Origin of the sequence: Streptomyces sp. G7(2002), assembly GCF_028870195.1 — a bacterium.
In the GTDB taxonomy this organism is placed as follows: Bacteria; Actinomycetota; Actinomycetes; order Streptomycetales; family Streptomycetaceae; genus Streptomyces; species Streptomyces nigrescens.
This window is the reverse complement of the sequence record NZ_CP102609.1, coordinates 2,519,159-2,540,469: the sequence shown is the minus strand read 5'-3', so window position 1 is coordinate 2,540,469 and position 21,311 is coordinate 2,519,159. Positions and strand designations below refer to the sequence as shown.

Genomic DNA, 21,311 nt, shown 5'->3' with positions numbered 1-21,311 from the left:
CCCGCAGGTCGTGCCCCGGTTTCTGCGTTTGGCACAGGCACACACAGGAGGACGCGCCATGGCGATCAAGGACACCCCGGAGGAGTGGACGGTCACCGCGACCACGACGCCGTTCACCGGGAACAAGACCAGCGTGCGCACCGACGAGGTCGTCATGCCGGACGGCACCACCGTCACCCGCGACTACCAGGTCCACCCCGGTTCCGTGGCCGTCCTCGCCCTCGACGGCGAGGGCCGGGTGCTGGTGCTGCGCCAGTACCGCCACCCCGTACGGCAGCGGCTGTGGGAGATCCCCGCCGGACTGCTCGACATCCCCGGTGAGAACCCGCTGCACGCGGCGCAGCGCGAGCTGTACGAGGAGGCGCACGTCAAGGCCGAGGACTGGCGGGTGCTGACCGACGTCTACACCACGCCCGGCGGCTGCGACGAGGCCGTGCGGATCTTCCTCGCCCGTGATCTGTCCGAGGCCGAGGGCGAGCGCTTCGAGGTCTCCGAGGAGGAGGCCGACATGGAGCTGGCGCGGGTGCCGCAGGACGAGCTGGTCCGTGGCGTACTCGCCGGTGAGCTGCACAACAACTGCCTCGTCGTGGGCGTGCTGGCGCTCACCGCGGCCCAGGCCGGCGCGGGCCTGGACGCACTGCGCCCGGCCGACGCCCCGTGGCCGGCCCGCCCCTTCGAGGCCTGACCCGCCGGGCCCGCCACCGCCGTACCACGAGCCGGTCGGACGATCCGCCGATCCGATCGGGTGACTCAACCGCCCCGCGCTGCACGGCACGTGACACGCCGTGAACTACGCTCGGCAGCGTCCGCCCCAGCGGCGGATTCGTACGCGCAGGTGGACGGGAGCGTGAGCCGGTGACGGACCAGGCGGTGGGCGGGGGGCACCTCCCGTCGGAGGCGGCGGAAGCGTCGGCCACGACAGCGCCCGGGCCGCGGGCCGCGGCGCCCCGCCAGGACGGTGCCGCCGCCCGCCCCACCGTTCCCGCGACCGCCGCTGCCCCTTCCACCGGGCAATTCGCCGGCCGGCGCCGCGAGCTCAAGGCGCTGCACGCCGATATCGCCCGCGCCGGTCTGGACACCCTCTCCGGCCGCAAGGGCGCCCGCAGCCGGGTGCTGCTGATCGCCGGCCGCCCCGGTTCCGGCCGTACGGCCCTGGCCGAGGAGCTGCTGAAGGAGCTGGCCGGCGACCATCCCGACGGGGTGCTGCGGGCCACCCTGACCGGGCCGGACGGCGAACCGGCCGACACCGGCCGCACCGCACGTGAGCTGCTGGCCGCGCTCGGCGCCGGCGCCCCGGCGGGTGCCCCCGAGGACGAGCTGGCCGAGCGGCTGCGCGAGGAGCTCACCGGGCGCCGGGCCCTGCTCTTCCTGGACGACGCCCCGGGCGCCGACCAGGTCGAACCGCTGCTGCCGGACGCCCCGGACTGCCTGGTCGTGGTGGTCGCGCAGGGGCCGCTGACCGGCATTCCGGACGTCCGGCCGTGCGCCCTGGGCGGTCTGGACAGCGCGGCCGGGGTCGCGGTCCTCGCCCGGTACGCCGGGCCGACCCGGATCACCGTCGACCCGCGGACCGCCGACGGCGTCGTGGAGGAGTGCGGCGGCCAGCCGGCCGCACTGGTGCTGGCCGGTGCCTGGCTCTCCGCCCGCCCGATGTCCTCGGTCGCCGATCTGTGCCAGGCGCTGCACGCCGTCCCGCTGCCGCCGGACCTGCCCACCGGCGCCCGGCCGCTGTTCCGCGCCTTCCGCCTCGCCTACGACGCGCTGCCGCCGCCCGCCGCCCGGATATTGCGGCTGATCACCCTGGCGCCGGGCGGTCTGGTGGACGCGCACATCGCCTCCGCGCTGGCCGGCTGCTCGGTGGCGACGGCCGTCACGACACTCGGCGAGTTCGTCGCGCTCGGCCTGCTGCGGCCGGCCGCAGCCGAGGACGACGAGGTCCCCGGCGCCCGTGCCCCCGACGCCGCGCTGTATCCCCCGTACCGCCTGCCCGGCTGCCTCCACCCCCTGGCACGTGAACTGCTGACGGAACACGAGCGCCCGGCCGACGTCCAGCTGGCCCGCGCCCGGATGCTGGAGCGGACCGTGCGGCTGCTGCAGTCCTGCCGGGCGATGGGAGAGCCGGCCGATTCCCCCGCCCGGCAGAAGACCGCGGGGCTGCCGCGCCCGCTGCGCTTCGGCTCCCGGGAGGCCGCCGCGCACTGGCTGCACAGCCGGCGCGGTGCCCTGCTCGACGCCGCCAGGATCGCCGTCGCGGACGGTGAACTCGACACGCTGGACCGGCGGTTGATGGCCGCGCTGACCCGGACGCTGCTGGCACACCAGGGCGCCGAGGCCGCCGCGCCGGACCTCTACGCGCTGCACGGGCTCGTCCTGCGGGTCGCCGAGCGGCGCGGGCTGCCACGGGAGCGGGCCGCCGCCCTCCTGAACCTCGGGGATCTCGACGGCCAGGCGGGACGGACCGCCCAGGCGCTCACCCGCTACCGGGGCGCGCTGGAGGCGGCACGCTCGGTGAAGGACCCGGTGGCCACCGGCCGGGCGCTGGAGTCGCTGGGCGGTACGTACACCGAGCTGGGCGACTGGCAGCGGGCCGCCGACTGGTACGGCCGGGCGCTGGAGCTGCGGCTCGCCCGGGGGGAGAGCGGGGACGCGGCGCGGCTGCACGGCCGGATCGGCAGTGCGCTCGCTCACACGGGCCGGTGGAGCGAGGCGCTCAAGGCGTGGCGGGCGGCCGTCGGGACCTACCGCAGGCTCGGCGAGGTGGCCGGACAGGCGCGGGCGACCGGTGAGGTGGCCCGGGTGCAGGAGTACGCGGGGCGGCCCGAGGACGCGCTGCGGACCTGTCTCGAAGCCCTGGACATCGCCCGCAGAGCGGGTGACGGACGACTGGAGGCGGCCCTGCAACTACGGATCGCGGACACCCTCGACCGGCTCGGCGATCCAGCGGCGGCGGGGCTCCATCGGGCCGTCGGAGAGCGACTCCTTGGAGATCACAGCGAGTGACCTACGAAATCGGTAGTGCTTCTCGCAAGATTTAATGCTTTGCAAGGCTAGACAAGAAGAGCTCCTTCAATAGACTGGCTGGGCCGCGTTCGGCGCGGTCAGTTCCGTCATGCAGCGCATGAGGGGATAATTCCTCCTGCACCCTCTCTTTCAAGGACCGTGATCGACGTGAAGGTCGGCATCCCCCGCGAGGTCAAGAACAACGAGTTCCGCGTGGCCATCACGCCCGCCGGAGTAAACGAACTCGTCCGCCACGGCCACCAGGTCTTCATCGAGAAGGACGCCGGTCTCGGTTCGTCCATCACGAATGAGGAGTACGTCTCCGCCGGTGCCAGCATCCTGGACACCGCCGATGAGGTCTGGGGCACCGCTGACCTGCTGCTGAAGGTCAAGGAGCCGATTGCGGAGGAGTACCACCGCCTCCGCAAGGACCAGACGCTCTTCACCTACCTGCACCTGGCCGCCTCCAAGGAGTGCACGGACGCGCTGCTGGAGTCCGGCACCACCGCCATCGCCTACGAGACCGTCGAGACGGCCGGCCGCCAGCTGCCGCTGCTCGCCCCGATGTCCGAGGTCGCGGGCCGTATCGCCCCGCAGGTCGGCGCCTACCACCTGATGCGTCAGGCCGGTGGCCGCGGTGTGCTGCCCGGCGGCGTCCCCGGTGTCCACGCGGGCAAGGCCGTCATCATCGGCGGTGGCGTCTCCGGCTGGAACGCGCTGCAGATCGCCGTGGGCCTCGGCTTCCACGTCACCCTGCTCGACAAGGACATCAACAAGCTCCGCGAGGCCGACAAGATCTTCGGCACCAAGGTGCAGACGATCGTCTCCAACGCCTACGAGCTGGAGAAGGCCGTCGTCGAGGCCGACCTCGTCGTCGGTGCCGTCCTGATCCCCGGTGCCAAGGCCCCCAAGCTGGTCACCAACGAGCTCGTCGCCAAGATGAAGCCCGGAAGTGTTCTTGTCGACATCGCGATCGACCAGGGCGGCTGCTTCGAGGACTCCCGTGCCACCACGCACGCCGAGCCGACCTTCCCGGTCCACAACTCGGTCTTCTACTGCGTCGCCAACATGCCCGGCGCGGTGCCGAACACCTCCACCCACGCGCTCACCAACGCCACGCTGCCCTACATCGTGGAGCTGGCGAACCGCGGCTGGGTCGAGGCGCTGCGCCGTGACCCGGCCCTGGCCAAGGGCCTGAACACGCACGACGGCAAGGTCGTCTACGGTCCGGTCGCCGAGGCGCACGGCCTGGAGCACGTCGAACTGCGCACCCTCCTCGGCTGAGACGTCAACGACGCGCGTCAACGCCGCACAACCGGCCGGGCCTTGTCGACAAGGCCCGGCCGGTTGCGTGTGCGACCCCCGGAGTGCCGTACTTCGCGCCGCCGGCACTCAACTCGCCGTGAACGTAACCCTTTAACCGATTCGCGCACCCCTGAAACATCGGTCCGATACCGCTTGCGCCCTTGACATCGGGGGGTCCGGTTACCGACACATCGTGCCGGGTCCGGTGGATTGTGTTGCTGCGGACGCCCGACACGCCATAGAGTCGCCAACCGTCGGCATGGTGCCACGCTGACCTATCGATAAAGTTTCCTGGTCACGTCCAAGGAGGTAAGACGACTTGTGAATGAGTCGACATTTACTCCCGGAGGTGGACAACCAGGAGTGGTTGCACGGGACCACGGTCCCTCGGGGCGCGAGGCTGTCGGCTCCGTTGCGGTCCATACCTACGCAGCCCATCAGAGCATTTCCACGACAGCCCACCAGAGCATGGACGGCCATCACGTGAACGCCATGGCCGGCGACCGGGGCAGTGGAGAACCCGCCCGTCTCGCCGACTACGACGACCTGCCCGAGGGGCACTTCTACGATCCGGACGCGGAGTACGAGCCGGACCCCGAATACGCCGCGACGCTCGCGCCGGACGCCGCGCGCCAGCGCCGCGAACGCGTCGGCCCGACCGGACGCCCGCTCCCTTATTTCCCCATCCCGGGACCGTTGTCGGACCACGGCCCCGCCAAAATCATCGCGATGTGCAACCAGAAGGGCGGGGTCGGCAAGACGACCTCGACCATCAACCTGGGCGCCGCGCTCGCCGAATACGGACGACGGGTGCTGCTCGTCGACTTCGACCCGCAGGGCGCCCTGTCGGTCGGACTCGGCGTCAACCCGATGGAGCTCGACCTGACGGTCTACAACCTGCTCATGGAGCGGGGCATGTCGGCCGACGAGGTGCTGCTGAAGACCGCGGTCCCCAACATGGACCTGCTGCCCAGCAATATCGATTTGTCAGCGGCAGAGGTGCAGTTGGTCAGCGAGGTCGCGCGCGAGTCGACCCTGCAGCGCGCCCTGAAGCCGCTGCTGGCCGACTACGACTACATCGTCATCGACTGCCAGCCCTCCCTCGGCCTGCTCACCGTCAACGCCCTGACGGCGGCTCACAAGGTCATCGTGCCGCTGGAGTGCGAGTTCTTCGCGCTGCGCGGTGTCGCGCTGCTCACGGAGACGATCGAGAAGGTCCAGGAGCGGCTCAACCCCGAGCTGGAGCTGGACGGCATCCTGGCGACGATGTACGACTCCCGCACCGTGCACAGCCGTGAGGTCCTGGCACGTGTCGTCGAGGCCTTCGACGACCACGTCTACCACACCGTCATCGGCCGTACGGTCCGCTTCCCGGAGACCACCGTCGCGGGTGAGCCGATCACCACGTACGCCTCCAACTCCGTCGGTGCCGCCGCCTATCGTCAGCTCGCCAGGGAGGTGCTCGCCCGGTGTCACGCCGAGTGAGTCTGCCGGGAGCCGACGAACTGTTCCGTACCACCGGGGGAGTGGGGCTGCAGCCCTCCAGCCCCCGTCGCCCGGCTAACGGCTCCACGGCCAACGGCGAGGCGCCCCGGGTGCCCGCACCGGCCGGTGAGCCCGATCCGGCGGCGGACGGGCCGGAGGCGGCCACCGCGGTACGGCAGCGTCGGCCCGGGGCCGGCGGCTCGGACACCCCGGCGGCGACGGCCGGTGACGGCGGACCGGCCACCCCGCCCCGGGTGCCCGCCCTCGGCCCCCCGGCAGAGCACAGCGGCCGGGAGACGGACGGCGACACCGCCAAGGGCCACCGGACCCAGGCGGGCAAGGGCGGCCAGGCCGCTTCCGACCCGGCCGCCGCGGCCGTGCAGGCCGGTGGCCAGGGCCGCCGTCGCGGTGGCTCCCGCGGCGCCAACCGCCGTCCCAGCGGCCGGGAACGGCACGACGAGAAGATCACCGTCTATGTCTCCGCCGAGGAGCTCATGGACCTCGAACATGCGCGGCTGGTGCTGCGCGGCGAACACGGCCTCGCCGTCGACCGCGGACGGATCGTCCGCGAGGCGGTCGCCGTCGTCCTCGCCGACCTGGAGTCGCGGGGCGACGCCAGCATCCTGGTACGGCGGCTGCGGGGCCGCTGAGGCCCGTTTGCCGGGGTCCTGCGCGGGGCGCGGCGGATCCGGCACCGTCGGGGACCGCCGTCGTGGCCGCTCCCCGGTAACGGCCGAGAATTCCTGCGGTGGCCGCCGCGGTGCGGAAACGTCACGCCGGGCGGGCCGGGATAGCCTGCCTCCTCGGCGGGGTGTCCCGCCCGCAACCAGCCCGTCGCCCCCGGCACGGGACCGCAGCACCATGGACCGCGATGCCGACGACCAACGACGAAACCCCTGCGCCCCGCGCCCGCAGACCCCTCGGCCGGGGGCCGGGCGCGGGCCCGGTGGGGCCGGGTGGGCCCGGGGTGCGGGACGAGCCCGGGGTGCCGGACGAGCCCGGGGTGCCGGGCGGGCGCGAGGTGTCCGAGGGACCTGCGGCGCCTGAGGAGCCCGTGGTGCCGGACGGGCCCGCGGCGTCCGATGAGCCTGTGGTGCACGATGTGCCCGGGCAGGCGGGCGGGGGCGCGGCGTCGCGGGAGTCCGGGACACCGGACGGGTCGTCGGCCAACGAGGCGTCGGACGGGTCTGTGGTCACCGGGGTGCCGGACGAGTCCGCGGTCGCCGAGGTGCCGGAGGCTGCCGGTGCACCGGAGGCGGCCATCGCCGGGGAAGACCCCGCCGCTGCCCCCGATGCCGATCCCGCCGAGGCTCCCCCCGAGAACGGCGACGGCCGTTTCACCCTCCGGCTGGACAACTTCGAGGGGCCCTTCGATCTTCTGCTGCAGTTGATCTCGAAGCACAAGCTGGACGTCACCGAGGTCGCGCTGTCGAAGGTGACCGACGAGTTCATGGCGCACATCCGTGCCATGGGGCCGGACTGGGACCTGGACCAGACCACGGAGTTCCTGGTCGTCGCGGCGACGCTGCTGGATCTGAAGGCGGCCCGGCTGCTGCCCGCGGCCGAAGTGGAGGACGAGGCGGACCTCGCCCTCCTGGAGGCCCGAGATCTGCTCTTCGCCCGGCTGCTGCAGTACCGCGCCTACAAGCGGATCGCGGACATCTTCAGCGGCAGGCTGGCGGACGAGGCCCGCTGCCACCCCCGTACGGTCGGCCTGGAGCCGCAGCTCGCCGAGCTGCTGCCCGAAGTCGTCATCAGCACAGGGGCGGAGGGCTTCGCCAAGCTCGCGGTGAAGGCGATGCAGCCCAAGGCACGGCCGCAGGTCTATGTCGACCACATCCACGCGCCGCTGGTGAGCGTGCGGGAGCAGGCCGAGGTGGTGATGGCGCGGCTGCGGGAGGCGGGTGAGTGCGGCTTCCAGGAGCTGTGTGCGGACGCACCGGACACCCTCACCGTCGTGGCGCGCTTCCTGGCCCTGCTGGAGCTCTACCGGGAGCGGGTGGTCGTCCTGGACCAGGACGAGGCCCTGGGGGCGCTGACGGTCCGCTGGACGGGCACGGAAGGGGCCGAGCCGATGGTCACCGACGAGTTCGACCAGGAACCGGGGGAGCGCGCCGCCGAGGCGGAGCGGACGGAGCGAGCAGGAGAGGAGCGGGCATGAGCGGCGGGGCCGGTGGCGAGGCGTACGACATCACGGAGACCGGTGCGGGCGGCACCCCGGGAGAGCGGCCCGGTGTGCCGGCCGGGACACCGGTCGTCGCCGAGCTGGAGCTGAAGCCCGCGCTGGAGGCCGTCCTCATGGTCGTCGACGAGCCCGCGACCGAGGAACACCTGGCCAGAGTGCTGCAGCGGCCCCGCCGCGCGGTCGCGCTGGCGCTGCGTGAGCTGTCCGACGACTACACCCGCCAGGGGCGCGGTTTCGATCTGCGCCTGGTGGCCGGTGGCTGGCGCTTCTACTCCCGTGCCGCGTACGCGGATGCGGTGGAGAGCTTCGTCCTGGACGGGCAGCAGGCCCGGCTCACCCAGGCCGCATTGGAGACTCTGGCCGTGGTCGCGTACCGTCAGCCGGTCAGCCGTTCCCGTGTCTCGGCCGTACGCGGCGTGAACTGTGACGGTGTGATGCGCACGCTCCTCCAGCGCGGCCTGGTGGAGGAGGCGGGGACGGAACCTGAAACAGGTGCGATCCTGTACAGGACGACGAATTACTTTCTGGAGCGGATGGGCCTGCGCGGCCTGGACGAGCTCCCTGAGCTCGCACCGTTCCTCCCGGAGGCGGACGCGGTCGAGGGCGACTCCCCGGAAGGTATCCCGTCGTTCGACGTAGACGACAGCGGCGACTCTCAGACGGATCATTGATGCGAAGCAGCGGCAGGAACAACGACAGCGGGCGGGGCAACTACCGCGGCGCGGGCAACCAGAGGGACGAGAAGCAGCAGCGCGCCGGCCGTCCCCGTCCCGAGGAGCGTCGCTACGACGTCGGCGGAACCGGTGGCCCGGGCGGCAAGGACGAGCGCGGCGGGTCCAAGGGCGGCGGCCCCAAGAGCGGCGGTCCGAAGAGCGGCGGCAGCCGGGGCGCGGCGGCCCGTGGCGGCGCCAAGGGCGGTCCGCGGACCGGCGCCAAGTCCGGCCCCGGTGCGAAGGGCGGTCCCAAGGGCGGCCCGCAGCGCGGCCGCGGCCAGGCGCCCGCCCGGCCCCGTGAGTACGACGCCCAGGTCGAGGAGCGCAACCGCGCCCGCCACAACAAGCCGCAGGTCAAGACCCCCAAGACCTTCGGCGACCAGGAGGGCGAGCGGCTGCAGAAGGTGCTGGCCAGGGCCGGTATGGGCTCGCGGCGGGCCTGCGAGGAGCTGATCGACCAGGCCCGGGTCGAGGTCAACGGCCAGATCGTCATGGAGCAGGGCGTCCGGGTCGACCCGGAGAAGGACGAGATCAAGGTCGACGGCCTGACGGTCGCCACCCAGTCGTACCTCTTCTTCGCGCTGAACAAGCCGGCCGGTGTCGTCTCCACGATGGAGGACCCCGACGGCCGCCAGTGCCTGGGCGACTACGTCACCAACCGTGAGACGCGGCTGTTCCACGTCGGCCGGCTGGACACCGAGACCGAGGGCATCATCCTGCTCACCAACCACGGTGAGCTGGCACACCGCCTGACGCACCCGCGCTACGGCGTCAAGAAGACCTACCTGGCCGCGATCCAGGGTCCGCTCCCGCGTGACCTGGGCAAGCAGCTCAAGGACGGCATCCAGCTGGAGGACGGGTACGCCCGCGCCGACCACTTCCGGGTCGTGGAGAACACCGGCAAGAACTACCTCGTCGAGGTCACGCTCCACGAAGGCCGCAAGCACATCGTGCGCCGGATGCTCTCCGAGGCCGGCTTCCCGGTCGACAAGCTCGTCCGCACGAGCTTCGGCCCGATCGCCCTCGGCGACCAGAAGTCGGGCTGGCTCCGCCGGATGACGAACACGGAGGTCGGCATGCTGATGCGCGAGGTTGAGCTGTAGCCCACGTTTTCGGCTTTCCCGCCGTAGTGGCTTCTCGCCGTTGCGGGTCCGCTGCGCGGGGCGTGGGCTCGGGTGACGCTTGCGAGTGCCTCGCCGTTGCGCCTGCGGCGGGCGGGTGGGTGTCGGGTGCGGTGACGGGCCTCCGGGGCCGGTGTGTGGGACTGCTTCGCTTTACGTCCCACACACCGGCCCCGTGGGGGCGGGCGTCCGTAGGACGATTCACTCCTGATTCGCGAGGAGCACCGGACCACCGGCGGGCACCCCCACCAAGGCTTTTCCCACCCCCCACGGGAGGGGACGGGCCGGAGCGGGTGGGTGTCCGGACGTAAAGCGAAGCAGTCCGGACACCCACCCGCGGAGGTCCGTCACCGCACCCCGACAGCCCCGCGCAGCGGACCCGGCCCGCCGCAGGCGCCACGGCGGGGAACCCGCAAGCATCACCCGCGCCCAAGCCCCGCGCAGCGGAGTCGCCATGGCGGGGAACTCGCAAACATCACCCGCGCCCAAGCCCCGCGCAGCGGACCCGCAACGGCGAGAAGCCACTACGGCGGGACAGCCGAAAACGTGGGAGGCGAGCCAAGCGCGGACGCGCGCCTCGCGCGGAACAAGAAGTCCGCCACCCGGGCCCGGTCCGGCTCGGGCGGCAAGGGGGAGCCGGAGACCGCCGCCTCGGCCTCTTCGGACAGGCGCGCCATCCGGCGCTCCACCGTGGCCCAGGGGACCTCGCCGCGGCGGACCGCGAGCAGGTCCTCCCGGTTTTGGCCGACGTCCAGCGTGAGCACACCCGTGCGGAGCAGATCGCGGGAGGAGGCCAGCAGGCGCAGCAGATGCATGGCGTGCTTCCAGCGGGGTGCGCCGCGCTGCCGTACGTCGGCGCGCAGCTGCTTCAGCTGGCTGCCGGCGTAGCCCGCGAACGTGCGGTGGACCTGTCTGGACAGGAACGCCTCGCGCAGGGCGAGCAGCTCCCGGCCGGTGGCGTCGATCCGCTCGACGAGGGGGGAGTGCAGGCATTCCAGGACGGTGGGGTTGGCGCGCAGGGCCAGCTGGCAGAAGCGCTCCAGCTCCCAGGAGAACTCCTCCTCGCGCGGCCCGTCCACATGGGTCGGCGGCTTCTCGAAGCCCCAGAAGAGCCGGGTGGGGGCGAGGAACACCCCGCGGCGGTCGGTGTCACTGGTCTCCGTGGCCAGACCGAAGGCACGCGAGCCCATCACACAGGCGTAGACGGTGTGCTCGGTGACCAGGGAGTGACCTGCGGCGGCTTCGGACATGGCGGCGATTGTCGCTGGCGGGGAGGGGGAATGTCATCAGGTTTCGGAGGGGCGGTTGCCGGCCGGCCGGGGGCCTGGCCACTGTCGGTGCACGGGCGGCAGCGGGGGGCGCGGAGAGCCGCGCCCGCGCCCGTCGGGCCTCCCGCCGCCGTACGGATTGTCCGTGCGGCTGGTTACGCTGATCAGTGCGCGCACAGGTGCGTGACGCGGCACATAACGCAAGGGGAGCAGTGACGTGGCGGTACGAGCGGTCCGCGGGGCCGTCCAGCTGGAGCGGGACGACGCGGGGCACATGCAGGAGCAGGTCGGCGAGCTGCTCACCGCCATCCTCGAGCGCAACGACCTGCGCGCGGACGACCTGATCAGTGTGTGGTTCACCGCCACCTCCGATCTGCACAGCGACTTCCCGGCCGCCGCCGCGCGCGCCCTGGGCATCACGGACGTCCCGCTGATCTGCGCCCAGGAGCTGGAGATCGCCGGCGCCATGGAGCGCGTGGTGCGGGTGCTCGCCCATGTCGAGACCGATCTGTCCAAGGCCGGGATCGCCCATGTCTACCTCGGCGCGGCCGGGGCGCTGCGGAAGGACATCGCGCAGTGAGGACCGCACTCGTCATCGGAACGGGCCTGATCGGCACCTCGGCCGCGCTCGCCCTCAACGCGCGGGGCGTCCAGGTGTACCTGGAGGACCACGACCAGGCCCAGGCCCTGACGGCCGCCGCGCTCGGCGCGGGCACCGCAGAGGCGCCCCCGGGACCGGTCGATCTGGCCATCGTGGCCGTGCCGCCGGCCCATGTGGCGACGGCGCTGGCGGATGCGATGCGGCGCCGTGTGGCCCGTGCCTACATCGACGTCGCCAGCGTCAAGGGCGGCCCGCGCCGCGAGCTGGAGGCGATGGGCCGCGATCTGTCCGGCTACCTCGGCACCCACCCGATGGCGGGCAAGGAGCGCTCCGGCCCGCTGGCCGCCACCGCCGACCTCTTTGAGGGCCGTCCCTGGGTGCTCACCCCGACCCGCGACGGAGACACCGAGGTGCTCAACCTCGCCCTGGAGCTGGTCGCGCTGTGCCGCGCCGTCCCGGTGGTGATGGACGCGGACGCACACGACCGCGCCGTCGCCCTCGTCTCGCACACCCCGCAGCTGCTCTCCAGCCTCGTCGCCGCCCGCCTCAAGGGCGCCGACGAGACCGCCGTACGCCTCTGCGGCCAGGGCATCCGGGATGTGACGCGGATCGCGGCCTCCGATCCCGCGATGTGGATCGACATCCTGTCCGCGAATCCGGGCCCGGTCGCCGATGTCCTGGCCGAGATCGCGGCCGACCTGGACGAGACCGTACGGTCCCTGCGCGCCCTGGAGTCCGCCGACGACGAGAAGCGCGGCGGCGGCGTCAGCGGGATCGAGGACGTGCTCCGCCGCGGCAACGCCGGCCGGGAGCGGGTGCCCGGCAAGCACGGCGCCGCCCCGGCCACGTACGAGATCGTCGCCGTCCACATCGGTGACCAGCCCGGTGAGCTGGCCCGGATCTTCGCCGACGCCGGCCGGGCCGGGGTCAATATCGAGGACGTCCGCATCGAGCACGCCACCGGCCAGCAGGCGGGCTTCATCCAGCTCATGGTCGAGCCGCAGGCGGTGCCGGGGCTGACCGCGGAGCTGCGGGAGCGGGGCTGGTCGATCCGGCAGTGACACCGTGGACGGCACCGTGCGGGTGAGCCAGTAACCTTGTCCGAGGCCCTTATGGCCCTTGGACCCCCGCCCCGTGTACAAGAAAGGTGTTCGTCACCGTGGAAACCGCCGCTCGGACCGCCCCGGCAGCAGTGATTGTCGCCATCGACGGCCCCGCAGGCACGGGCAAGTCCAGCACGTCCAAGGCCGTCGCCGCCAAGCTAGGCCTCGGCTACCTCGACACCGGCGCCCAGTACCGTGCGATCACCTGGTGGATGCTGACCAACGGGATCGACGTCAAGGACGCGACCGCGGTGGCCGACGCCGCCGCCAAGCCCGTGATCGTCTCCGGCACCGACCCGGCCGCCCCGACCATCACCGTCGACGGCCTGGACGCCGCGGGCCCGATCCGCACCCAGGAGGTCACCGCCGCGGTCAGCGCGGTCAGCGCCGTCCCCGAGGTACGGACCCTGATCACCGACCTGCAGCGCAGCATCGCCGCCGAGGCGCCGAACGGCATCGTCGTCGAGGGCCGGGACATCGGCATCACCGTCCTGCCCGACGCCGACCTCAAGGTCTTCCTCACCGCCTCCCCCGAGGCGCGGGCGGCCCGCCGCAGCGGCGAGCTCAAGGGCAAGGAGGCCGCCGACCTGGCCGCCACCCGCGAGGCGCTGGTCAAGCGTGACGCCGCCGACTCCGGCCGGAAGACCTCCCCGCTGGCCAAGGCGGACGACGCCGTCGAGGTGGACACCACCGAGCTGACGCTGGACCAGGTCATCGAGTGCGTGGTCACCCTCATCGAGGGCGCCGGCGCCGAAAAGGCAGGGCGGGCCGCCCGGTGACCGACAGCGGCAGGGCGCCGAGCGCGGCGGGTGCCGCGGTCGGCCGCCGGATCGGCATCGGCCTGATGTACGGGCTGTGGCGGCCGCGGGTGCTGGGCGCCTGGCGGGTGCCGTCCGCCGGCCCGGTGATCCTCGCCGTCAACCATGCGCACGGCCTCGACGGCCCGATGCTGATGGGCACCGCGCCGCGGCCGGTGCACTTCCTGATCAAGAAGGAAGCCTTCGTCGGCCCGCTGGACCCGTTCCTGCGGGGCATCGGGCAGCTGAAGGTGGACCGTAACACCGCCGACCGCAAGGCGATCACCGACGCCCTCGGGGTGCTGGCGCAGGGCGGAGTGCTGGGGATCTTCCCGGAAGGCACCCGCGGCGAGGGCGACTTCGCCTCCCTGCGGGCCGGGCTGGCGTACTTCGCGGTGCGCTCCGGGGCCCCGGTCGTGCCGGTGGCGGTGCTCGGCAGCAAGGAGCGGCAGAGCCGGCTGACCCCGGCCGTGCCGCCGCTGCGGTCCCGCGTCGATGTCGTCTTCGGCGACGCCTTCGAGGCGGGCGACGGAAGCGGCCGGCGCACCCGTAAGGCGCTCGACGAGGCGACCGTACGGATCCAGGAGCGGCTGACCGCCCACCTGGAAGAGGCCAGGCGCCTGACCGGGCGCTGAACCAGACTTGAGTAGTGGGCCGCGGACGAGCGGCCCACCGATCACGATGATGAACGAGGAACGGACTTCATGAACGACCAGATCCCTACCGGCGACGAGCACGGTGCGCTTGGCGACGCCGAGTACGCGGAGTTCATGGAGCTCGCCGCGGAGGAGGGCTTCGATCTCGAGGAGGTCGAGGGTGACATCGCCGCGGCCGGCCACGGCCCGCTGCCCGTCCTCGCCGTCATCGGCCGCCCCAATGTCGGCAAGTCGACCCTGGTGAACCGCATCATCGGCCGCCGGGAAGCGGTCGTCGAGGACAAGCCGGGCGTCACCCGCGACCGCGTCACGTACGAGGCCGACTGGAACGGCCGCCGCTTCAAGGTCGTCGACACCGGCGGCTGGGAGCAGGACGTCCTCGGCATCGACGCCTCCGTCGCGATGCAGGCCGAGTTCGCCATCGAGGCCGCGGACGCGGTCGTCTTCGTCGTCGACGCCAAGGTCGGCGCGACCGATACCGACGAGGCCGTGGTCAAGCTGCTGCGCCGCGCCGGCAAGCCCGTCGTCCTGGTCGCCAACAAGGTCGACGGCCCGTCGGGCGAGGCCGACGCCGCCATGCTGTGGTCGCTGGGCCTCGGCGAGCCGCACCCGGTCTCCGCGCTGCACGGCCGGGGCACCGGCGACATGCTCGACGCCGCGCTGGACGCGCTGCCCGAGGCCCCCGCGCAGACCTTCGGCACGGCCCTCGGCGGCCCCCGCCGGATCGCGCTGATCGGCCGTCCGAACGTCGGCAAGTCGTCGCTGCTGAACAAGGTCGCCGGCGAGGAGCGGGTGGTCGTCAACGAGATCGCCGGCACCACCCGCGACCCGGTCGACGAGATGATCGAACTGGGCGGCAAGACCTGGAAGTTCGTGGACACCGCCGGTATCCGCCGCCGGGTGCACCTCCAGGAAGGCGCCGACTACTACGCCTCGCTGCGCACCGCGGCGGCCGTCGAGAAGGCCGAGGTCGCCGTCGTCCTGATCGACGCGTCCGAGTCCATCAGCGTCCAGGACCAGCGCATCATCACGATGGCCGTGGAGGCCGGACGCGCCCTGGTCATCGCCTACAACAAGTGGGACACCCTCGACGAGGAGCGCCGCTTCTACCTGGAGCGCGAGATCGAGCGGGACCTCGTGCAGATCCCCTGGGCGATGCGGGTGAACGTCTCCGCGCGCACCGGCCGGCACATGGAGAAGCTGGTCCCGGCGATCGAGACCGCGCTGGCCGGCTGGGAGACCCGTATCCCCACCGGGCGGCTGAACGCCTTCCTCGGTGAGATCGTCGCCTCCCACCCGCACCCGATCCGCGGCGGCAAGCAGCCCCGCATCCTCTTCGGCACCCAGGCGGGCACCAAGCCGCCGCGCTTCGTCCTCTTCGCCTCCGGCTTCCTGGAGGCCGGCTACCGCCGCTTCATCGAGCGGCGGCTGCGGGAGGAGTTCAGCTTCGACGGCACCCCGATCCACATCTCCGTGCGGGTGCGCGAGAAGCGCAGCAAGAAGAAGTAGCGGCGGTTCCCGGGCCGTGCGGACGGATCAGCGTCCGTGCGGCCGGGCGTCCCGCTGTGCCGGTGGCAGCGCCGCCGGGACATGCCCCCGGGGGTGGTAGGGCTGCCGGCTCACGACCTCCCAGTGGCCCGCGGAGCCCGGGGTACGGCTCCAGTTCCCGCGCAGCGCCTCCGAGATCTCCGGCTCGTCCGTACGGTCCCCGGGCAGGGCCCGGAAGCTGCGGCGGTACTCGGCGTACAGCGCGTCGTAGATCGGCGTGGCCGACCCATGGTCCGTTCCGTGTTCGTGCGACGGGCGCATGCCGGGGATCGGGTGGGTGTACGGGGCGCGGGAAGAGGGGTCGTATGCGTGCACGTATGTGCCAACGACCCCGATGGCCGCGGGATGCGGCTTTCCGGTGGAAATGGCTGATCGCGGGGGCATGACCGTCCGGATTGGCGGTCCTGCCCCCGCGATCGGGTCCGAGGGACTGTCAGGTGCCGGCCAGCGGAATCTCCGCGGCGACCAGGGCGCCCTTCGCCGCGGCGTCCTCCAGCGCCTGCCGCATCAGGTCCTCGCGTGGCTGGTGGCCGATGGTGCCCGCGGGCGCGGCGTACAGCAGCACGGACTGCGCCTTGTTGGCCGCGGCGCGCCAGCCGTCGGAGACCGCCAGCGGCTGGTGGGCCTGCCACCAGGCGGACTGCTGGCCGGAGTTGCCCGGCTGCAGGACGGCGTGCAGCTTGCCCATGGCCAGCAGCGCGGACCAGCCCGGGTTCGGGCCGGGGAGCTGGTTCATGTCCGTCACCGGGTGGAAGCCCTGCTCCAGGAGCAGCGGAAGGAAGTCGTCGTCCGGGCCGACCGAGCCGGGGCGGGCGATCGGGCCGTCGGGCTCGACCACCAGGGCCGGGCGCAGGTCGGCCTCGATGAGCACCAGACCGCAGGTGATCCCGAGGGTCGCCTGGCGGGGGGTGGTGGGGACCGGGGCGGCCGGGGACGGCACCGATCCGGGGGTGCGGGGGGCGGCGTCCTCTCCGGTGATGGAGCGCACGGCTCCCTGGAGCTGCTCCTCCGACACCGGGACGACCTGCGAGGGGATGCAGGTGGCATGGGCGAACGCGAGCACCGCGGTCTCCTCGCCCACGAACAGGACGGTGCTGGTGCGCTCCTGGTCGCTGTCCCCGGGGGTCCGGCAGGAGGTGCAGTCATAGCTGCCGGGGGCGTCGCCACCGGCCAGCAGGCGGTCGGCTTCTTCGTCGCCGATCTCGGCGCGAACGTCGTCGCTGACGTCGAGCATGCGCGGCACGGGTGGCTCCTCGATCTCTGTGCGTCTGCCGGGTGGTCTCCCGGCTCGTACAAGGACAACGGGTGACCTGCGGCAGGAGTCACGCGAGGACGGGAACAGAATCGAACCAATCGCCGCACAGCGGAAAAGCGCGGAAAGCTGTCCCAGAAGCGGTCACTTAACGCCAACTCTTGCGCATAACTTGGCGCAGTCGGCGGCGTTCCGTACGCCGGACCGGGTGGGAGCGGGGCGCCGAGGGCGTGGCACGCTGGTCGGCGCCCAAGGGCTGCTTACCGTCACCGGCTATGTCGGACAACTCTTCGGCGCCACGGCGCCTCGTGGGATCCGTCGGGCTGCTCACCGCAGCGGCCGCTGCCCTGGTCCTGGGCCTGCCCGGGGGCGCCGCCGCCGACGGGGACGGCGGCGGGGGCGGCGGCAGGGCCCCGTACACCTGCGCCGGCGACCAGTGGCCATGGGGCTGCCTCGCCGAGTGCGAGAGCAGCGGTGACTGGCACATCAACACCGGTAACTCCTTCTACGGCGGCCTGCAGTTCCACCAGCCCACCTGGGAGGACTTCGGCGGCCTCGCCTTCGCGCGGCGGGCCGACCTCGCCTCCCGTGACGAACAGATCGAGATCGCGAAGAAGGTCCAGGCGGCCCAGGGGTGGGGCGCCTGGCCCGAGTGCGCCCGGCGCTACGGGCTGACCGCCAAGAGCCGGACCCATGTCGTACGGAGCGGGGAGACGCTCGGCACGATCGCGCGCAAGTACCGGGTGCAGGGCGGCTGGCGGGCGCTCTACAAGGCCAACCGGACGGCCATCGGCCGCAACCCGGACCGGCTGTCGATCGGTACCGAGCTGCGGCTTCCCTAGGCCGCGTCAGTATCCGAGACCCCGGCGGATCGCGACCTCCACCGGTGAGTAGTTACCGTCGGGCCGTTCGATCCTCGGGTCCTCGCCCGGCCTGGTGTGCAGCGGCGGCTGCGCCATGAAGCGAGGTTCGGTGCCCCGGTGGGGCTGCGCGGCGTGCACGAGGAAGGGGTGGCAGAGGTAGACGTCACCGGCGCGGCCGGTGGCCAGGGCGAGCGGCCGGTGCTCGGTGGCGGGCACGGCGCGCCCGGCGAGTTCCATGAAGGGCAGCCCGGCCTCGCCCTCGGGTCCGAGGAGCGCGGCGACGTCCAGATGGGATCCGACGCGGATCCGGGTGGGCGCGTCGTCGTCCCCCACGTCGGACATCAGGAACAGCATCAGCAGCCAGCGGCCCCTGGACGCGGCGTTCACCCGGTAGGACAGGAAGTCGGCGGGGTCGTCCCCCGGAAAACTCGCGTCGATGTGCCAGCCGTCGTCGCCCGGTTCGTCGTCGCTGCCGAACCGCACCGGGAACGTGCCGAGATCGCCGCGCGGCGCCCAGCGCCCCTTTCCGGCGAGGGCGTCGAACGCGGTGTGCAGCCGGGGCGCGTTGGCGGCGGCCCGGAACGGCTCCTGCCCGTAGAAGCCGAGCCGCACCACGGGGTCCTTCCACGTCGCCGGATCGCCGGGCTCACCCGGTATGTCCCGCCACATGATCTCGCGGCACTCCGCCGCGACCTCCGGCGAGAACGCGCCCTCCACACGGAGAAAACCCTTCTCCACGAACGAGGAGAGGGCGGTGTCATCGAGTGTTGCTTCATCCATTGGCCCACCGTGACACCGGGGCAGGGAGGCGGGCCAGCGAATTTCCGGGGTGCACGGCCACCGGGGCGGAAGCAGGCGAGGCCGTCCGGCGGGCTGTCCCGGGCCCCATGGGCGTCCTGCGCGGCGTCCGGGTCCCGGATCCACCGGGGGGCGGAGGGGATTTGCGGCCTAAGGGTTCCATGACCCGCTTACCGATGAACTAACTCTTTCGGAACAAGTTGGCGATAGGCCCAACCGGGAACCCCGATTCGCGGTCCTTCCCTAGAGCAGGGGGCCGCCTCGCGCCATCAGGAGGGGAGCGCGAAGTGGTCCCGGGGGAAGCAGGACCGGCAGACCAGGGGACACGGGGACGGATGCACATCTCATTCCTGATTCACAATGCCTACGGTATCGGGGGGACGATCCGGACGACGTTCAATCTGGCCCGTATGCTCGCCGAACGGCATGACGTCGAGATCGTGTCCGTACTGCGCCACCGCGACGACCCGGTCTTCGACCTGGGCCCCGGTGTCGCGCTGCGGCATCTCGTGGACCTCAGGGAGAGCAGCCCGGACCACGACGGCGCGGATCCCGCGCATGCCCGTCCCGCCAAGGTCTTCCCCGCCGCCGAGGGCCGCTTCGGCCAGTACAGCGAGCTCACCGACCGCCGGATCGCCCAGCATCTGCGCCGGACGGAGGCGGACGTGGTGGTCGGCACCCGGCCCGGCCTCAATGTGCACATCGCCAAGCAGGCGCGCCGCGGCCCGGTGCGGATAGGCCAGGAGCACCTCACCCTGGACACCCACAGCCAGGCGCTCAAGCTGGCGCTGCGCTGCGCCTATCCGCGCCTCGACGCCGTCACCACCGTCACCGAGGCCGACGCCCGCGCCTACCGCCGGACGCTTCGGCTGCCCGGTGTGCGCGTCGAGGCGGTGCCCAACAGCGTGCCGGCGCCCGCTCTTCCGCCCGCCGACGGCAGCGGCAAGTGGGTCGTCGCGGCGGGCCGGCTCGCCCGCGTCAAGCGCTATGACGTCCTCATACGCGCCTTCGCCCAGGTCGCGGCGGAGCGCCCCGACTGGCGGCTGCGGATATACGGCGGCGGCGCCGAGAAGGCCACGCTGCGCGCCCTGATCGACGAACTCGGCCTGTACAACCACGTCTTCCTGATGGGCCCGGCCAACCCCCTGGAGCCCGAGTGGGCCAAGGGCTCGATCGCCGCGGTCTCCTCCAGCCTGGAGTCCTTCGGGATGACCATCGTCGAGGCCATGCGCTGTGGTCTGCCGGTCGTCGCCACCAACTGCCCGCACGGGCCGGGGGAGATCATCGACGACGGGGTGGACGGCAAACTGGTGCCGGTCGGCAATCCGGAGGCACTGGCCGGTTCGCTGCTGACCCTGATCAACGACGATGCCGCCCGCAAGCGGATGGGCGAGGCCGCGCTGGCCTCGTCGGCACGCTTCGACCCCGCCATGGTCGCCGGACGCTACGAGGCGCTCTTCGGGGAGCTGCTCGCCCGCAGGCGCGACAGCCGATGGCACAGCAGCCTGCATCGCGCCCGCGGAGCCCTGCTCAGCGGCGCATACGCCACCAAGGATGCGGCCCGCGCCGCGATGAGAGGGGTGCGGACGGTATGACGGCGTCGAGCCAGTTGGCCGTGACCGGACACGAGACGAAGGAGTCCTCCGCCATCGATCAGGAACCCATGGTTCCGGCGAGTTCGGGACCCGAGAGACCCGAGCGGCCGGGTGAGCGGGGCGGCGAAGCGGCTCCGGTGGAGCTGCGGGCCGACTGCATCGCGGACTCCGCGGGCGGCCTCACCTTCGATCTGAATGCCCCTGAGGACCTCCACACCACCTGGAGCGCGGCGCTGGTGCTGCGGCTGCGCGGCGGCGACGGCGCGGACGACGAGGTACGGCTGCCGCTCGGGCCGAACGGTGCCGGGCGGCTGCGCGCCGTCCTGCCCAGCACCGTCGCGCTCGCCGAGGGCCGCTGGAACGCCTACGCCGACCTCGGTGACGGCGGGGACCCCCGGCGTCTGCTGCCCGGTGTCAGTGATCTGCGGTCGCTGGTGGACCGCCGGCCGCTGGCCGGTATCGGCCGGCTCGGTGTGCGCATCCCGTACGCGACGAAGTTCGGCAATCTCGCCCTGCGCAGCTGGCTGCGCGGTCCGCACGCCGAGGCCGGAGACATCCTCGTCGAGCCCGACGGCATGACGGTCTCCGGCCGGCTCTACGGTGCCGTCCCGGCCGCCGGAGCCCGTGTGGAGGCCCGTGTGCGCCGTACCCCGGCGTCCCCGGACGCGGCACCGGACCCCGTCACCGTCCCGCTGACCGTCGAGGGCGCCGAGTTCACCTTCACGCTGCCCTATGAGGAGCTGGCCGGCCGCTGGGAGCGGGGCAACGAGCCGTGGGACCTGTGGCTGCGCCCCGCCGAGGGCGCCCGGCCGGTGCGTATCGCCCGCCTCCTGGACGATGTCGCCGACAAGAAGCAGGTGTTCAGCTACCCGGCACTGCCGGTGCCGGCCGCCGCGGGAGAGCTCAGGGTCGGCCCGTATTACACGCTCGACAACGACCTGGCCCTACGGGTCGCCGGGCCGGCCGAGAGCTGACGGGGCGCAGGCCGCGGGCCCGGTCCCGTATCGAGGACCGTGGCTGT

General features: G+C 72.5%; 20 protein-coding genes. 16 read left to right on the top strand and 4 right to left on the bottom strand.

Annotation, left to right across the window (positions count from 1 at the left end):
* Nucleotides 1-58 precede the first annotated feature (58 nt).
* The 8 genes from NUT86_RS10305 (at nucleotide 59) to NUT86_RS10270 (ending at nucleotide 9,791) form a co-directional block, all read left to right on the top strand.
* Nucleotides 59-685 (top strand): NUDIX domain-containing protein, encoded by a 627-nt coding sequence (locus tag NUT86_RS10305; protein WP_018087950.1) that lies wholly within the window; start codon nucleotides 59-61, stop codon nucleotides 683-685.
* Nucleotides 686-855: 170 nt separating this feature from the next.
* Nucleotides 856-3,000 carry a tetratricopeptide repeat protein gene (locus NUT86_RS10300; protein WP_159490208.1) on the top strand — a complete coding sequence of 715 codons (2,145 nt, stop codon included), beginning with the start codon at nucleotides 856-858 and terminating at the stop codon, nucleotides 2,998-3,000.
* 168 nt (nucleotides 3,001-3,168) lie between these two features.
* Nucleotides 3,169-4,284, top strand: a complete 1,116-nt coding sequence (ald, locus tag NUT86_RS10295) for an alanine dehydrogenase (protein ID WP_026169333.1) — start codon at nucleotides 3,169-3,171, stop codon at nucleotides 4,282-4,284.
* Between the two features lie 489 nt (nucleotides 4,285-4,773).
* Entirely contained in the window at nucleotides 4,774-5,790 is a 1,017-nt protein-coding gene (locus NUT86_RS10290; protein WP_018087947.1) for a ParA family protein, read from the top strand.
* Entirely contained in the window at nucleotides 5,775-6,440 is a 666-nt protein-coding gene (locus NUT86_RS10285) for a hypothetical protein (protein WP_229838456.1), read from the top strand. Before NUT86_RS10290 ends, NUT86_RS10285 begins: the two co-directional genes overlap by 16 nt.
* Before the next feature lie 221 nt (nucleotides 6,441-6,661).
* The gene (locus NUT86_RS10280; protein WP_159490206.1) at nucleotides 6,662-7,951 is read left to right on the top strand and encodes a segregation and condensation protein A; all 1,290 of its coding nucleotides are present in this window, start codon (nucleotides 6,662-6,664) and stop codon (nucleotides 7,949-7,951) included.
* The gene (gene scpB, locus NUT86_RS10275; protein ID WP_018087944.1) at nucleotides 7,948-8,646 is read left to right on the top strand and encodes an SMC-Scp complex subunit ScpB; all 699 of its coding nucleotides are present in this window, start codon (nucleotides 7,948-7,950) and stop codon (nucleotides 8,644-8,646) included. Before NUT86_RS10280 ends, scpB begins: the two co-directional genes overlap by 4 nt.
* Nucleotides 8,646-9,791, top strand: a complete 1,146-nt coding sequence (locus NUT86_RS10270; RefSeq protein ID WP_018087943.1) for a pseudouridine synthase — start codon at nucleotides 8,646-8,648, stop codon at nucleotides 9,789-9,791. The genes scpB and NUT86_RS10270 overlap by 1 nt, the downstream gene beginning before the upstream one ends.
* A 542-nt stretch (nucleotides 9,792-10,333) precedes the next feature.
* On the opposite strand, the gene NUT86_RS10265 is transcribed toward NUT86_RS10270, so the two are convergent.
* On the bottom strand, nucleotides 10,334-11,059 hold the full coding sequence (locus NUT86_RS10265; protein WP_159490204.1) for a nucleotidyltransferase domain-containing protein: 726 nt from the start codon (nucleotides 11,057-11,059) through the stop codon (nucleotides 10,334-10,336).
* A gap of 235 nt (nucleotides 11,060-11,294) precedes the next feature.
* Between NUT86_RS10265 and aroH the strand changes: the two genes are divergently transcribed.
* From aroH to der, 5 genes are all read left to right on the top strand, one after another.
* A complete protein-coding gene (gene aroH, locus NUT86_RS10260; protein ID WP_274734754.1) occupies nucleotides 11,295-11,657 on the top strand; it encodes a chorismate mutase in 363 nt (120 codons plus the stop codon).
* On the top strand, nucleotides 11,654-12,739 hold the full coding sequence (locus NUT86_RS10255) for a prephenate dehydrogenase (protein ID WP_018087940.1): 1,086 nt from the start codon (nucleotides 11,654-11,656) through the stop codon (nucleotides 12,737-12,739). Before aroH ends, NUT86_RS10255 begins: the two co-directional genes overlap by 4 nt.
* A gap of 86 nt (nucleotides 12,740-12,825) precedes the next feature.
* Nucleotides 12,826-13,560, top strand: coding sequence for a (d)CMP kinase (gene cmk, locus NUT86_RS10250; RefSeq protein WP_018087939.1), 735 nt, complete (start codon nucleotides 12,826-12,828; stop codon nucleotides 13,558-13,560).
* Nucleotides 13,557-14,213 carry a lysophospholipid acyltransferase family protein gene (locus NUT86_RS10245; protein WP_018087938.1) on the top strand — a complete coding sequence of 219 codons (657 nt, stop codon included), beginning with the start codon at nucleotides 13,557-13,559 and terminating at the stop codon, nucleotides 14,211-14,213. Before cmk ends, NUT86_RS10245 begins: the two co-directional genes overlap by 4 nt.
* A 69-nt stretch (nucleotides 14,214-14,282) precedes the next feature.
* Nucleotides 14,283-15,743, top strand: coding sequence for a ribosome biogenesis GTPase Der (gene der / locus NUT86_RS10240; protein ID WP_018087937.1), 1,461 nt, complete (start codon nucleotides 14,283-14,285; stop codon nucleotides 15,741-15,743).
* A 27-nt stretch (nucleotides 15,744-15,770) separates the two neighbouring features.
* On the opposite strand, the gene NUT86_RS10235 is transcribed toward der, so the two are convergent.
* The gene (locus NUT86_RS10235) at nucleotides 15,771-16,043 is read right to left on the bottom strand and encodes a hypothetical protein (protein ID WP_018087936.1); all 273 of its coding nucleotides are present in this window, start codon (nucleotides 16,041-16,043) and stop codon (nucleotides 15,771-15,773) included.
* Nucleotides 16,044-16,215: 172 nt separating this feature from the next.
* Nucleotides 16,216-17,025, bottom strand: coding sequence for a hypothetical protein (locus NUT86_RS10230; RefSeq protein WP_018087935.1), 810 nt, complete (start codon nucleotides 17,023-17,025; stop codon nucleotides 16,216-16,218).
* 284 nt (nucleotides 17,026-17,309) lie between these two features.
* On the opposite strand from NUT86_RS10230, the gene NUT86_RS10225 reads away from it, so the two are divergent.
* Complete coding sequence (locus NUT86_RS10225; protein WP_159490200.1) at nucleotides 17,310-17,876, top strand: LysM peptidoglycan-binding domain-containing protein; 567 nt, start codon at nucleotides 17,310-17,312, stop codon at nucleotides 17,874-17,876.
* A gap of 6 nt (nucleotides 17,877-17,882) precedes the next feature.
* Here the strand turns inward: NUT86_RS10225 and NUT86_RS10220 are convergent, their stop codons facing one another.
* Entirely contained in the window at nucleotides 17,883-18,677 is a 795-nt protein-coding gene (locus tag NUT86_RS10220; protein WP_018087933.1) for a phytanoyl-CoA dioxygenase family protein, read from the bottom strand.
* Between the two features lie 353 nt (nucleotides 18,678-19,030).
* Here NUT86_RS10220 and NUT86_RS10215 point away from each other — a divergent pair, with 353 nt between their 5' ends.
* Both NUT86_RS10215 and NUT86_RS10210 read left to right on the top strand, forming a co-directional pair.
* A complete protein-coding gene (locus NUT86_RS10215; RefSeq protein WP_274734753.1) occupies nucleotides 19,031-20,290 on the top strand; it encodes a glycosyltransferase family 4 protein in 1,260 nt (419 codons plus the stop codon).
* Complete coding sequence (locus NUT86_RS10210) at nucleotides 20,287-21,264, top strand: hypothetical protein (protein WP_159490196.1); 978 nt, start codon at nucleotides 20,287-20,289, stop codon at nucleotides 21,262-21,264. The genes NUT86_RS10215 and NUT86_RS10210 overlap by 4 nt, the downstream gene beginning before the upstream one ends.
* Nucleotides 21,265-21,311: the final 47 nt, after the last annotated feature.

What these genes read in the sequence shown, in the direction of transcription:
- NUT86_RS10270 (WP_018087943.1), top strand. Translation starts at nt 8,646, where the DNA reads ATGCGAAGCAGCGGCAGGAACAACGACAGCGGGCGGGGCAACTACCGC.
- NUT86_RS10290 (WP_018087947.1), top strand. Translation starts at nt 4,774, where the DNA reads ATGGACGGCCATCACGTGAACGCCATGGCCGGCGACCGGGGCAGTGGA.
- NUT86_RS10235 (WP_018087936.1), bottom strand. Translation starts at nt 16,043, where the DNA reads ATGCGCCCGTCGCACGAACACGGAACGGACCATGGGTCGGCCACGCCG.
- NUT86_RS10210 (WP_159490196.1), top strand. Translation starts at nt 20,287, where the DNA reads ATGACGGCGTCGAGCCAGTTGGCCGTGACCGGACACGAGACGAAGGAG.
- NUT86_RS10305 (WP_018087950.1), top strand. Translation starts at nt 59, where the DNA reads ATGGCGATCAAGGACACCCCGGAGGAGTGGACGGTCACCGCGACCACG.
- NUT86_RS10225 (WP_159490200.1), top strand. Translation starts at nt 17,310, where the DNA reads ATGTCGGACAACTCTTCGGCGCCACGGCGCCTCGTGGGATCCGTCGGG.
- NUT86_RS10280 (WP_159490206.1), top strand. Translation starts at nt 6,662, where the DNA reads ATGCCGACGACCAACGACGAAACCCCTGCGCCCCGCGCCCGCAGACCC.
- NUT86_RS10215 (WP_274734753.1), top strand. Translation starts at nt 19,031, where the DNA reads ATGCACATCTCATTCCTGATTCACAATGCCTACGGTATCGGGGGGACG.
- scpB (WP_018087944.1), top strand. Translation starts at nt 7,948, where the DNA reads ATGAGCGGCGGGGCCGGTGGCGAGGCGTACGACATCACGGAGACCGGT.
- NUT86_RS10220 (WP_018087933.1), bottom strand. Translation starts at nt 18,677, where the DNA reads ATGGATGAAGCAACACTCGATGACACCGCCCTCTCCTCGTTCGTGGAG.
- der (WP_018087937.1), top strand. Translation starts at nt 14,283, where the DNA reads ATGAACGACCAGATCCCTACCGGCGACGAGCACGGTGCGCTTGGCGAC.
- NUT86_RS10265 (WP_159490204.1), bottom strand. Translation starts at nt 11,059, where the DNA reads ATGTCCGAAGCCGCCGCAGGTCACTCCCTGGTCACCGAGCACACCGTC.